Origin of the sequence: Dermabacter sp. Marseille-Q3180 (genome assembly GCF_940792985.1) — a bacterium.
Classification (GTDB): Bacteria; Actinomycetota; Actinomycetes; order Actinomycetales; family Dermabacteraceae; genus Dermabacter; species Dermabacter vaginalis.
Window position 1 is genome coordinate 1343656 of record NZ_CALNWU010000001.1, and the last position, 13015, is coordinate 1356670.

The 13015-nt window shown below is 62.8% G+C and carries 10 protein-coding genes and 2 tRNA genes; 11 read left to right on the forward strand and 1 reads right to left on the reverse strand.

All coding sequences use genetic code 11. The features are described from left to right. The first annotated feature begins 218 nt into the window (after positions 1-218). From dnaN to NBW56_RS06065, 11 genes are all read left to right on the forward strand, one after another. Positions 219-1337 (forward strand): DNA polymerase III subunit beta, encoded by a 1119-nt coding sequence (gene dnaN / locus NBW56_RS06015; RefSeq protein WP_250258409.1) that lies wholly within the window; start codon positions 219-221, stop codon positions 1335-1337. 14 nt (positions 1338-1351) lie between these two features. Continuing rightward, positions 1352-2674, forward strand: coding sequence for a DNA replication/repair protein RecF (gene recF / locus NBW56_RS06020; protein WP_250258410.1), 1323 nt, complete (start codon positions 1352-1354; stop codon positions 2672-2674). Between the two features lie 113 nt (positions 2675-2787). Beyond that, positions 2788-3441 carry a DciA family protein gene (locus tag NBW56_RS06025; protein WP_250258411.1) on the forward strand — a complete coding sequence of 218 codons (654 nt, stop codon included), beginning with the start codon at positions 2788-2790 and terminating at the stop codon, positions 3439-3441. A 328-nt stretch (positions 3442-3769) separates the two neighbouring features. After that, complete coding sequence (gene gyrB / locus NBW56_RS06030) at positions 3770-5917, forward strand: DNA topoisomerase (ATP-hydrolyzing) subunit B (RefSeq protein ID WP_250258412.1); 2148 nt, start codon at positions 3770-3772, stop codon at positions 5915-5917. A gap of 69 nt (positions 5918-5986) precedes the next feature. After that, positions 5987-8719 (forward strand): DNA gyrase subunit A, encoded by a 2733-nt coding sequence (gyrA, locus tag NBW56_RS06035; RefSeq protein WP_250258413.1) that lies wholly within the window; start codon positions 5987-5989, stop codon positions 8717-8719. A 22-nt stretch (positions 8720-8741) separates the two neighbouring features. Further along, positions 8742-9509, forward strand: a complete 768-nt coding sequence (locus tag NBW56_RS06040; RefSeq protein WP_250258414.1) for a DUF3566 domain-containing protein — start codon at positions 8742-8744, stop codon at positions 9507-9509. Positions 9510-9624: 115 nt separating this feature from the next. Next, positions 9625-9698 (forward strand) — tRNA-Ile (locus NBW56_RS06045). 19 nt (positions 9699-9717) lie between these two features. Continuing rightward, positions 9718-9846, forward strand: coding sequence for a DLW-39 family protein (locus NBW56_RS06050; protein ID WP_250258415.1), 129 nt, complete (start codon positions 9718-9720; stop codon positions 9844-9846). Positions 9847-9853: 7 nt separating this feature from the next. Further along, positions 9854-9926: transfer RNA gene (locus NBW56_RS06055), tRNA-Ala, on the forward strand. Between the two features lie 195 nt (positions 9927-10121). Continuing rightward, positions 10122-11402: an ATP-binding protein gene (locus NBW56_RS06060; RefSeq protein ID WP_250258416.1), complete on the forward strand. Its 1281-nt coding sequence runs from the start codon at positions 10122-10124 to the stop codon at positions 11400-11402. A 93-nt stretch (positions 11403-11495) separates the two neighbouring features. Next, a complete protein-coding gene (locus tag NBW56_RS06065; protein ID WP_153246498.1) occupies positions 11496-11666 on the forward strand; it encodes a hypothetical protein in 171 nt (56 codons plus the stop codon). Between the two features lie 48 nt (positions 11667-11714). Here NBW56_RS06065 and NBW56_RS06070 read toward each other — a convergent pair whose 3' ends face one another. Next, entirely contained in the window at positions 11715-12977 is a 1263-nt protein-coding gene (locus NBW56_RS06070) for a GNAT family N-acetyltransferase (RefSeq protein ID WP_250258417.1), read from the reverse strand. Positions 12978-13015: the final 38 nt, after the last annotated feature.

Here is a 13015-nt window from a genome sequence, read left to right on the forward strand (position 1 = left end):
GCTTCAACAGCCGTAATTAAGAGGGTTGTTTAAACTTGAGACACGGGTGATGGGGAAAACTCGCGTTGCTCGCAAGATCCAGGCCCTGAGGATGTGGAAGCCTTGGGGATGAGAATGACAGGCGTGTAATTTTGACCCGGGCGAGAGACAAAGAATTTGGCTAAAGTTGGGAAGTACGCGCGAGGGCGCGGAAAGCTTTTTCGTAAAGGAGCCGAGGCGTGAAATTTCATCTTGATCGGGACGTGCTGAACGATGCCGTGTCGTGGGCAACCCGCACTCTCCCGCAGCGCCCCGCAATGCCCATCCTCCAGGGCGTGAGGATTGTTGCCGAGGATGGCGAACTCAAGTTTTCGACCTTCGACTACGAAGTGAGCGCCCACATCTCCGTTGAGGCCGAGATCGACGAGCCCGGCGAAGTGCTTGTTCAAGGCAGGATGCTCAGCGATATCGTGCGCGCCCTTCCCCACAAGACCGTCTCTGTGAGCCATGAAGGCCCGAAGGTAGAGATCCTCTGTGGCTCCTCGCGCTTCGCACTCTCGACCCTCCCGGTTGCCGAATACCCGGTTCTTCCCGAGATGCCGCCCGTCGTGGGCACGATTGATTCGGGAACCTTTGCCCGCGCGATCGCGCAGGTCTCGATCGCCGCAAGCAAAGACGATGTTGTCCCGTTGCTCACGGGCGTGAAAGTCACAATCGAGGGCGAGAAGGTCATGATGGCGGCGACCGACCGTTACCGCCTTGCCGTTCGCGAATTCACCTGGAACCCCGCGAATCCTTCGAGCGAGTTGAGCGCCCTCGTGCGTTCGCGCACCCTTACCGAGGTTGCTCGTTCGCTCAGTGGAGGCAACGTCGAGGTCGCGCTCAGCGAAGGCGACTCCGCAAACCTCATTGGGTTCGAATCCTCGGGTCGCCGCACCACCTCGACCCTCGTTGATGGCGATTACCCGCCCGTGCTGCGCCTGTTCCCCGATGTCACCCCGTACACCGTGAGTGTCGCGACTGCCCCACTCATCGAGGCCGTGAAGCGCGTGAGCCTCGTGGCAGAGCGCAACACTCCCGTGCGCCTCACCTTCAGCGAGGGTCAGGTCGCTCTCGAAGCGGGGGACGGTGACGAGGCTCAGGCAAGCGAGGTTCTCGAAGCGAAAGTTGACGGTGGCGATCTCGTGGTGGGCTATAACTCGGGCTTCCTGCTCGATGGCCTCGGCGCGCTCGGTACCGACTTCACGCACTTCTCGCTTCCCGATTCGGTCAAGCCCACCGTTCTTCGCGGGCAAGAATCGCTTGAAGCAGCACCGGAGGAGCACTACCGCTACCTCCTCATGCCTATGCGCATCTGAGCGTTTGATCCTCGATGCACCTCAAGGCGCTCGAACTCACCAACTACCGCTCCTACGCCCACACCTTTCTGCGCTTCACACCCGGGATCACCGTGTTCGTGGGAGCGAACGGCCAGGGGAAAACCAACATCGTCGAGGCCCTCTGGTACCTCGCGACCCTTTCCTCGCACCGCGTGGCACATGACGCCGCCCTCGTGCGGCGAGGCGAGAAAACCGCAATCATCCGCGCGATGTGTGAACGCTCTGGCCGCGATGTACGGATCGACATGCAGATCTCGCCAGGCCGCCCCAACGAGGTGCGCCTGCACTCGCAGCCACTTGCACGAGCCCGTGAAATCCTCGGGCAAGTTCGCGCCGTCATGTTTTCCCCCGAGGATCTCGCCCTCGTGAAAGGTGAACCTGAGGGCCGGCGTCGCTTTCTCGATGAGATCCTCTTCGAAATCGCCCCGCGCTTCGCGAGCATCAAATACGACTACGACAAGGTGCTACGCCAGCGCAATCACCTTCTCAAGCAGATGCGCGCCATGAAGAAGGGCCGAGGTGGAAAACATGCGGCAGAGGAGATTGGCGGCATGGACCCGCGCGAAGCTGCCGACGCCACTCTTGCCGTGTGGGACGAACAGCTCGCGCGCCGCGGCGCTGAACTCATGCGTGCACGCCTCCACCTCGTGAATCGCTTGCGACCCCACGTTGGATACTCCTACCTGCGGGTCTCGAGCGACGAAGGCGCGGATCCCAACCTCGGTCTTGGCCCCGGCGGTCGCGGCGCCGTCACGAGTCCGGCGAACATCCGCTACGCCTCGAGTGTTCTCGAGGGTGACCTCGCCGCCGCAACCGACGTCGAAACGACGCGCGACGAGCCGCCCCTGCCGAGCCTGCAGCAGCTTCATGACGCCCTCCTCGCCCACATCGAGGAGCGCCGCGACGACGAAATCGACCGCGGCGTGAGCCTCGTGGGACCTCACCGCGACGACCTCGAGATCCGCCTCAGCGACTTCCCTGCCAAGGGCTATGCGAGCCACGGCGAATCATGGTCGCTCGCCCTTGCGCTCCGCCTCGGCTCCTACGACCTCCTCACGATCGAGGAGGGCGACCTTGGCGACGGTGAGCCGATCCTCATTCTCGACGATGTGTTCAGTGAGCTCGATGCCCATCGTCGCGAGCGCCTGGGGCGCATCATCAAGGGTGCTGCGCAAGTGCTGATTACAACGGCGAACGATGCCGACATCCCTCGATCGATCGGCGACGACGTGCACGTCGTCGATGTCGTGAAGGGTTCCGCGACCGTGCGCGAAGGCGGGCCTCGAGGCGCGAGAGATGCGGGGGCCACGTGGTGAACAGGGCCGAGGCGAGTCACGGCCCGCAGAGGCCTTCACTCAACCCCTATGCACTCGGCACGTGGCAACAGCGGACTGCTTCGAAAGGGGCTGCGAACAAGCAGGGGAGTGGTGTGGCTCAGTCAGGGTCTTCCGCGCGGGAGGCCGAGGAGCCCCGAGCCGAGCGGGAGCGCGAGGAGGGCGAAGCAGGCGTCGGACCGGGAATGACCGATGAGCTCACGCCTGACCCCGAAGCGAAACCCCGAGATTTCTCGCGCCCCGATGAGCTTGGCCGGCGCGCCCTCAATCAGGCCCGGGCGGCCGCGAAGAAGCATGGTTACAGGCCGCGCGCGAGCCGTCTCACCCGGCCCAAGGGCGATCCGCGTGGCGAGCGGGCCCAGGGCGCCGGCTATTCGGGGGCGGGGCCCGATCCGCGCGATCCGCAGCGCTTGAACACCGTGCTAGAGAAGATGCTCGTGAATCTCGGGTGGGATCGAGGTCTCAGCGCGGGACGTGTGCTTGCTGAATGGGACGACATTGTGGGGCCCGCTATCGCGCAGCATTGCCACATCGAAAGTTTCGAGGAAGGCGTGCTCGTTGTGAGCACCGATTCCTCCGCGTGGGCGGCGCAGCTGCGCATGCTTTCGCCGCAGATCGTGACGCGAATTCACGAGCGGGTAGGTGCCCAGGTCGTGAGCGAAATCAAGGTAGCTGGGCCGAGTACGCAATCCTGGAAAAAGGGGAGCCGCACCGTGACGTGGCGCGGCCCGCGCGACACCTATGGATAGGGCTAAGTCACCAGGGTGCAGAAAACCGACAAAAAACCCCATAGTTCCTCTGCACTTCAGTTGGTCTGGCGACCCAAACCCCCGTTAGCCCTCTGCAATTCAGAGTTACGGGAGGTTCAAACCCCCGTTAGCCCTATGCAATTCGGGGGAGGGGGTTGTGCTGACCGACACACGGGACGGCGATATGCACGCATGAACCTCCTTCCGGGGTTCCCGTGCGGTAAAATTTGAGGGTTGAGAGTGGTCGAGTTCCGCTCAGCGGCCTGCAAATGGCCCTGAGAGGCCACGGGCCCCCGAAATGGGCCCGCCCCCGTGCCAAGGGGTGAAGATGGCTCACGGGCCCTCGATCCTCACACCCGGGTTCAACCGACCCGGCGTTGACCATCAAGGAGATTCCTTCGTGAGCGAAGCCCAGGAAAACGCACCGCATTACGACGCCTCGGACATCACCGTCCTCGAAGGCCTCGAGGCGGTTCGCAAACGCCCAGGCATGTACATCGGTTCGACCGGCGAGCGCGGTTTGCACCACCTCGTGTACGAGATCGTTGATAACTCAGTTGACGAAGCGCTCGCGGGCTACGCGAGTGAAATCACCGTGGACGTGCTCGAGGATGGCGGCGTGCGCGTGATCGACGATGGCCGCGGCATCCCCGTTGCTATGCACCCCACCGAGAAGAAGCCCGCCGTTGAGCTCGTGCTCACGGTGCTTCACGCGGGCGGTAAGTTCGGCGGCGGCGGCTACGCGGTCTCGGGCGGTCTGCACGGCGTGGGCTCCTCCGTGGTGAACGCGCTTTCGAAGCGCCTCGAGGTCGAGATTAAGCGCGACGGCTACGTGTGGCGCCAGCAGTACACGCACGGCGTGCCGAACGCCCCGCTCGAGAAGGGCGAAGCCACCGAAGAAACGGGCACGTCGCTCACGTTCTGGGCCGATGGCGATATTTTCGAGACCACCGAGTACGAGTTTGAGACGCTCCGCAAGCGTTTCCAGCAGATGGCCTTCCTGAACAAAGGCCTCAAGATCACCCTCACGGATCACCGCCCGGTTGAGGATCCCGTTGACGATGATCTCCCGGATCTCGACAACCTCGATCAGGATGTCGACGAAAACGACGGGATTAACGACGCGGCTCGCCCCACCGACGCCGGTGCCGACACGGCCGAGAAGCCCAAGACCAAGACCGTGACGTTCCTGTACGAGCAGGGTCTCGAGGACTTCGTTAAGTACATCAATAAGCAAAAGCGCGCCGAGGTGATCCACCCGGAGATCATCAGCTTCGAGAGCGAAGACACGGACCACATGATCTCCGTGGAGATCGCGATGCAGTGGACCACGGCGTATTCCGAGTCGGTGCACACGTACGCGAACACCATTAACACCCACGAGGGCGGCACGCACGAAGAGGGCTTCCGCAGCGCTCTCACGGGCGTGATCAACCGCTACGCGCGCTCCAATAACCTTATGAAGGAAAAGGACGCGAATCTCACGGGCGAAGACATCCGCGAGGGCCTCACGGCGGTCGTGTCCGTAAAGCTCGGCGAGCCCCAGTTCGAAGGGCAAACGAAGACCAAGCTCGGCAACACGATCGCGCGCACGTTCGTGTCGAAGGTGATGACCGACAAGCTCGGCGACTGGGCCTCGGCCCACCCGAACGAGATGAAGATGATCGTCACGAAGGCGCAATCGGCGGCCGCGGCCCGCGAGGCCGCCCGCAAGGCGCGCGATGCGACTCGCCGCAAGTCGCCGCTCGAAACGGGCGGCATGCCCGGCAAGCTTCGCGACTGCTCGAGCCGCAACCCCGCGATCAGCGAAATCTTTATCGTCGAGGGTGACTCGGCAGGCGGCTCGGCCGTGTCCGGCCGCGACCCGAAGACCCAGGCGATCCTCCCGATCCGCGGCAAGATCCTCAACGTGGAGAAGGCGCGCCTCGATCGCGCCCTCGACAACGCCGAGGTGCGCTCGCTTATCACGGCGTTCGGCACGGGTATCGGCGAGGATTTCGATCCCACGAAGCTGCGCTACCACAAGATCATTCTCATGGCGGATGCCGACGTGGACGGCCAGCACATTTGCACGCTTTTGCTCACGCTGCTGTTCCGCTACATGCGCCCGCTCATCGAACTCGGGCACGTGTTCATCGCGATGCCGCCGCTGTATCGCCTCAAGTGGACGAACTCGCCGCACGAATACGTGTTCAGCGACGAGGAACGTGACCGCAAGCTCGAAGAAGGCCGTGCCGCCGGCAAGCGCATTCCGAAGGACAACGGCATTCAGCGCTACAAGGGTCTCGGCGAAATGGACTGGCGCGAGCTGCAAACCACCACGATGGACCGCGATTTGCGCACCCTCAAGCAGGTCACGATGGCCGAAGCTGCCGACGCCGACGCGGTGTTCAGCGTGCTCATGGGCGACGACGTGGACGCGCGCCGCCGGTTCATTCAGGAAAACGCGAAGGACGTGCGCTTCCTCGATATCTAAACCGCGCACCGAAAGGCGAGCCGAGGTTATTGAGAGAGCATTCACGCGAGGAAGACTAGGGGAGAAGACATGAGCGACGAGAACATCGAAGATCAGGGCCCGAAGAGCGCCGAGGATCTCGAACACGCGATTCCGCAGGGCCTCACCACCACCGTTGACGCGATCGACGAGGATGAGGGCGATCAGATCTTCCAGGTGGATCTGAACAAGGAGATGCAAAAGAGCTACCTCGATTACGCGATGAGCGTGATCGTGGGGCGTGCACTTCCCGATGTGCGCGACGGCCTCAAGCCGGTGCACCGCCGCATTGTGTACGGCATGTACGACGGTGGCTACCGCCCCGAGCGCTCCTTCAGCAAGTGCGCGAAGGTCGTCGGCGAGGTCATGGGTACCTACCACCCGCACGGCGACTCCGCGATTTACGATGCGCTCGTGCGCCTCGTGCAGCCGTGGAACCTGCGCTACCCGCTCGTGCTCGGCCAGGGCAACTTCGGCTCGGCCGGTGACGACGGCGCCGCGGCCTCGAGGTACACCGAGTGCAAGATGTCGCCGCTTGCCCTCGAGCTCGTGCGCGATATCAACGAAGACACCGTGGACATGGTGGGCAACTACGACAACACGGTGGATGAACCCGTGGTGTTGCCCTCGCGCTTCCCGAATCTTCTCGTGAATGGCTCGGCGGGTATCGCCGTGGGTATGGCGACCAACATCCCCCCGCACAACCTGCGCGAGGTTGCTTCTGCGGTGCAGTGGCTGCTCACGAACCCTGAAGCCACGAAGGAAGAGCTCCTCGAGGCGTGCATCGAGCGCATCCAGGGCCCGGACTTCCCGAACGGCGCAACGATCACGGGCCGCAAGGGCATCGAGGAGGCGTACCGCACGGGTCGCGGTTCGATCACGCAGCGTGCCGTCGTCAAAACTGAAGAGATCAACGGCCGCCTCGCGCTCGTGGTGACCGAGCTTCCCTACCAGGTCAATCCCGACAACCTCGCGCGTAAGATCGCCGAGCTCGTCAAGGCCGGCCGCATCCAGGGCATCGCCGACATCACCGACGAAACCTCCGGTAAGACCGGTCAGCGCCTCGTGCTCACCCTCAAGCGCGATGCCGTGGCGAAGGTTGTGCTCAACAACCTGTACAAGCAAACTCAGCTTCAGGAGAACTTCTCCGCGAACATGCTCGCGATCGTCAACGACGTGCCCCGCACGCTTTCGATCGATTCGTTCGTGCGCGAGTGGACGAAGCACCAGATCGACGTCATCGTGCGCCGCACCCGCTTCCGCCTGCGTAAGGCCGAGGAGCAGATCCACATCTACCGCGGCTACCTCAAGGCCCTCGATGCGCTTGACGAGGTGATCGCGACCATTCGCCGCTCGCCCGACGTGGACGAAGCCCGCACGGCCCTCATCGCGCTTCTCGACATCGATGAGATCCAGGCGAACGCGATCCTCGCACTCCAGCTTCGCCGCCTCGCCGCGCTCGAGCGTCAAAAGATCATGGAAGAGCACGATCGCCTTGCCGCGTTGATCCTCGAGTACCAGGAAATCCTTGGCAGCGAGCAGCGCCAGCGTGAAATTGTGAGTGAAGAGCTCGAAGCGATCGTGGAGAAGTACGGCGATGATCGCCGCACCCAGATCGTGCCCTTCGATGGCGATGTGTCCGTTGAGGACCTCATCCCCGAAGAGGACATGGTCGTCACGATCACGCGCGGTGGCTGGGTCAAGCGCACGAAGACCGACGAATACCGCGCGCAAAAGCGTGGCGGCAAGGGCGTGCGCGGCGCGAGCCTGCGCGAGAACGACGTCGTGGACCACTTCTTCACGACCACGACCCACAAGTGGCTTTTGTTCTTCACGAACTTCGGTCGCGTGTACCGCATCAAGGGCTACGAACTTCCCGAGGCGCCGCGCGACTCGAAGGGCCAGCACATCGCGAACCTTCTCGAGTTCCAGCCGAACGAGTCGATCCGTTCCGTGCTCGTGATCGGCGGATACGACGAGGCGGAGTACCTCGTGCTCGCCACGAAGCAGGGCATCGTCAAGAAGACTGCCATGAGCGCGTTCGATTCGAATCGCAGCGCCGGCCTGATCGCGATCAACTTGCGTGAGTTTGAGGGGTCCGACGGTTCCCTCGTCACCGATGAGCTTGTGGCGGCCCGCGCTGTCAACGGCGATGATCACCTGTTGCTTGTGTCGAAGAACGGCCAGAGCGTGCGATTCCCCGCTTCCGACGACGTGTTGCGCCCCATGGGCCGCGTCACGGGCGGTGTGACCGGCATGAAGTTCCGCGGTGACGATGAGCTTCTCGCGATGGATGTTGCCCACCCCGACACGTTCGTGTTTACCGTGACCGATTCCGGCTTCGCGAAGCGTTCCTCGATTGACGAGTACCGCGTGCAGGGCCGAGGTGGCCTGGGTATTAAAGTCGCGAAGCTGCCGAACGACCGCGGCCCCCTCGTGGGTGCCGCGATCGTTGAGGAAACTGACGAAGTTTTCGTGCTCATGGAAAAGGGCAAGGTCGTGCGGTCCTCCGTCGCGGGCGTGCCTTCCAAGGGCCGCGACACCATGGGCGTGGTGTTCGCAAAGCCCGACCAGAAAGACTCGATCATCCTCGTCAACGTGTTCAAGGAAAGCGAGCACGAGGAGGACGATGACGAGGTCACGGAGGCACCCGGTGAGGGTGTCACCGCGCAGGGCGAAGCTGCCGAGAACGCCGAAGCCGAACAATCCGGTGAGACCGACACGGCCACGGAAGGCGAGTCGACTGACAGCGGCGATGCCGGCGATGCCGTAGTCTCGGACTGATCGAATGAGCGAGGAGAACACCGTGAGTTCCACGAGCGACGATAAGACCCAGCCGATCGCTAAGCAGGGCGGGCCCGAGCAGAGCGCCGAGTCCCGCAACGCCACCGACGCGCTTTCGGAAGGCGTCACGAGCCGCATCGACGCGATCAAGAGCGGAGAGGGCGACGAGCCGAAGTCGAGCTCGCGCACCAAGAAGAATGCCCAGGCACAGGGTGCGAAAAAAGGAAACGCGGCAAGCGGACAAGCGTCGGACCGAAAGGGCGACCAGACCCCTTCACCTTCCGCTTCCAAAGCATCCCAGGCGGGGACTTCCCGCACCCAGCGCCAGGGCGCGCAGCCGCTGCCGAAGAGCCGCACGACCCACCAGCCTGCTGGCCGCCCCGTTCCCGGCGCCCATGACGCCGCGCCCGCGCAAGAGGTGCCGCGCCAGGGAGGCCGACGCGTGAAGCTCACGCTCTCGCAGCTCGATCCGTGGAGCGTCATGAAGCTGTCGTTCCTCGTGGCGATCGCGTTTGGTATCGCGCTCATCATCGCGGTGGCGCTGCTGTGGCAGATCGTCGACGCGATCGGCCTGTGGGACCAGATCCACCAGATCGGCTCCGACCTCAACAGCGGCAAACCGCTGCCCTTCATGGAGTACTTCGAGTTCTCGAAGATGCTTTCGTATTCGGTGATCGTGTCGGTGCTCAACGTCGTGATCATTACCGCGCTCGGCACGCTGTTCGCGTTCCTGTACAACATCGTGGCCTCGCTGCTCGGCGGCTTGAAGGTCACGCTGACGGATAATTAAGCCACGGCCCTCTCGCCTGTGTGGCGTCTCATACACATGCGTGCGTGCGTTTGTGCGAGGGACCCGCACTGGGCTAGAGTGTTTCCTCGTTGGAGTTACGCAAGTTGCTCCAGGAGGGCCTATAGCTCAGTCGGTTAGAGCGCTGTCCTGATAAGACAGAGGTCGCTGGTTCAAGTCCAGCTAGGCCCACTCAACGAACGGAGGCATCGTGAAGTTTGTACGAGCACTTCTTTTGCTCATCGCCTCCACCGCCATTGGCCTCTTCGCCTGGCGGAAAGTTGAGGAAAAACAATTGCGAGACGATCTCTGGCAGGAAGCCGAAGAGCAGACTCGCTGACATACCGGGGGCTATGGCGCAATTGGTAGCGCACCTGCTTTGCAAGCAGGGGGTTACGGGTTCGAGTCCCGTTAGCTCCACAAGGAAAACCCCAGGAAGGTCTTGAGCCCTCCTGGGGTTTCTTCATGCCCTCAAACGCGTGACCGGCGGAGCCAAATCGAGGTGGTAAATCCCCGGAAATGGCGTGGAAAATCCCCGCGCGGAGGGTGGCAAATCCTCGGAAAAGGGGTGGCAAATCCTCGCTTTTTATATGGGGCGGCGCTTAGAATGACCGCATGAACTCGGTAAACGCCCACATTCCCCGGCATGCGGTGTCAATCGCGCGGGAGATCCTCGAGGACTCGCCCCTGCTCGTTGTTCAAGGCGCGCGCCAGGTCGGGAAATCAACGCTCGTGGGGCAGGCTGTTGATCCACAACGCGCTCATATGGTCACCCTCGATGATCCACTTGAGCGAGCGTTCGCGGAAGCGGACCCGGCAGCGTTTTTACAACAGGCCCAAGGTAAGACCCTTGTGGTCGATGAGGCGCAGCGCGTTCCGGCGCTCGCACTTGAGTTGAAACGCACGATCGATGCCGACCGGCGCCCGGGACGATTCGCGATCACCGGGTCGTCCGATCTGCTGCGCACCCCTGGTGTCTCTGATTCTCTCGCGGGTCGCGCGGAGTTTCTTCGCGTGTATCCGCTTACCGCTGGCGAAATTATGGAACGGGCAGAGCCCGAGGATTGGATCTCGTGGATTCTTGATGGCGCAGCGGGAGCAAATGCTGGCAAGGTCTCCTACTGCGGCGGGGATGAGCTTCGAGGCATGGTCCTCGGTGGTGGCTATCCGGTTCCCGTGCAGCGTGAAGGGGAGCGTCGCAAAGCGCGGTGGTTCGATTCGTATGTCACTTCACTCATCGAGCATGATGCGCCTCAACTCGCGGGCGGCCAGTTCCCTTCCCAGTTGCGAGCACTCTTGCGGCACGTCGCGGAGCAGGGCCAATCGGAACTCGTGAAGGCGAAAACGGCACGTGCTCTCGGGGTTGGCGAGACGGCACTCGGGGACTATCTCGCTCTCGCTGAGCGCATGTACCTTCTTGATGTCACGCCCGGGTGGGGAGTGGGTTTCACGAATCGCGTGGTCAAGCGCCCGAAAGTCGCCGTGGCTGATTCGGGCCTTGCCGCGTTTTTATCTGGGCTCACGCTCGAAAAGACGCGCGTCGCGGGAGGCGCGGAACTTTTCGGGGCAACGCTTGAGTCGTTTGTGGGGGAGCAGCTGCGAGCGCAATCGACCTGGTCACGGGAGCGCTTCAGCCTCCACCACTATCGCGAACGAGATCGGGAAATCGACGTTGTCGTTGAACTTGCCGATTCTCGCTTGATTCTCATCGAAGTGAAGGCGGCCGAAACCGTGACGGAACGCGCGTGGAAAAACCTTGATGTGGGATCAGCTCCCTTCAAGGATCGAGTCGCGGCGCGCGTGGTGCTGTACTCGGGAACGCGCGCAGTCACCATGAAAAATGGAGGAGCCCCCCTCCACGTTCTGCCAGTCTCGAGTCTTTGGCAGCACCCGTAAAAGAGCGCTTTTCGTCTTTCGCCGAGCGGGGGCGAGAAAAATTTTTGCCTCGAGCCCATTTCGCCGCGAGAAGCCCCCACATAGGATTGCCCCATGACCGCGAATCAGAACGAAGAGCAGCGGAGCGCAACCACAGCTGCCCCGGAGCCGACGTTTCCGCGCTTTGATCTGGGGAACTCACGCGTGAATCTCGACCGGGCGACCCGTATCGCCGCGGAGCTTGAAGACGAAGCCCTAGCGCACAAGCTCACCGAAGGTCGCTAAGGTACGCCAGGGCTTTTGCGCCGCAGCATCAGGCGGCATGCCTCTCAATTAGAAGTAGGTCACGCACCACGGCTCGCGGCGGCGCTGCAGGAGGATGCCGAGCTTGTCGACCGCGTCTTCGTCACCGCGCACCCAGCCCACCGTTTCGAGGGCCTGGATGTTGACGCCGCCAAGGAGAGTCGAGCCGAGAGCCGGAACATCGATCTCCACTTGCGGATCTCCCTCGTAGGGCTCGCACGTGCCCTTGCCGTCCTCCACGGTGAGGCGCCAAGTGCCGTCGGCAAACCCCATCGAATCCACCACGCGGAAGGTGACGTCACCCTCGGTGTAGTAGTTGCGGGCCTCGAGCAGCGCGGCCGGGTCGATCACGCGCAGCCACAGGAAGTCGTTGTGCTCGGTGATGTGGTAGCGGCGGCGATCAGCGAGGGCCCAGGGGAGGTGCTCGTCGTTGCGGGCATTATCGAAGCGGACCCGACGCACGAGATCGAGCGAGCCGAGGAACTCCCACATGGCGATGCTCGCGTCGGTGTTGCAGGGCACGAAGTCGATGACGTCGAGGGCGCCGCCGCGGCTTTCAAGGCGCCACGTCGCGTAACCGTCGAGCTCGCCCTTCTCGTTCCAGTGGCCGATCGCGCGGGTTTTGTTGTTCGTTTCGCGCGTGGGCTTGTCGATCGAGCCGTTGCGGATTTCCATCTCGGGCGCGCAGCGGCTGATCGAGCCGGTTTGGCGCGCGTGGAACTTCTCAAAGACGTGGCTGGAGGCTTCGGCGAGCTGGGTGACGTCGATGTATTCGCACGTGCCGGTGATGGGTGCGGACACGCTGAAGCCCGAGCCAGCGTGCAGCTCGACGGAGGTGCTGAAGATCGCGGGGCCGAAACCGAAACGCCCGTAGATCGCCGCTTCGGTTGCGGTGAGGGCCGCAACGGCGAGCCCCTTTTCCTTCGCGTCTGTGAGCGATTCCGTCATGAGGGTCGTGGCGATGCCTTGGCGGCGATGGGAGGCGAGCACGGTGACTTCGCTGATCTGGTGGCAGTCGATGACCTTGCCGCCAACGTTCAGTTCACCGGTCCAGCCCATGAAGGTGGCAACGGGAATGTCGTTGCCGAGGCCGTAGGTGGGTCGTTCGGAATCGAGAACGGTGCGGGCGGTTGCCTTGCGTTCCGCGTCGATTTTCAGTTGGTGTTCGAGGAATTTCTGTGAGGGGTAGGGATCGTGGAATCCCTGCTGGACGGCGGTGAGCCAGGCGGGATACCAGGGGTTATCGTTCGGGTCGGCGCTTGTCACGTGATGGGTTTCATACTTGAGATTCACGCGAGTGACACTAGCAAAGTAGGGTTTGGAGCATCTGA

Excerpts from the sequence above, each read along its gene's own strand:
- recF (WP_250258410.1), top strand. The coding sequence starts at position 1,352 with ATGCACCTCAAGGCGCTCGAACTCACCAACTACCGCTCCTACGCCCAC.
- gyrB (WP_250258412.1), top strand. The coding sequence starts at position 3,770 with ATGGCTCACGGGCCCTCGATCCTCACACCCGGGTTCAACCGACCCGGC.
- gyrA (WP_250258413.1), top strand. The coding sequence starts at position 5,987 with ATGAGCGACGAGAACATCGAAGATCAGGGCCCGAAGAGCGCCGAGGAT.
- NBW56_RS06060 (WP_250258416.1), top strand. The coding sequence starts at position 10,122 with ATGAACTCGGTAAACGCCCACATTCCCCGGCATGCGGTGTCAATCGCG.
- NBW56_RS06065 (WP_153246498.1), top strand. The coding sequence starts at position 11,496 with ATGACCGCGAATCAGAACGAAGAGCAGCGGAGCGCAACCACAGCTGCC.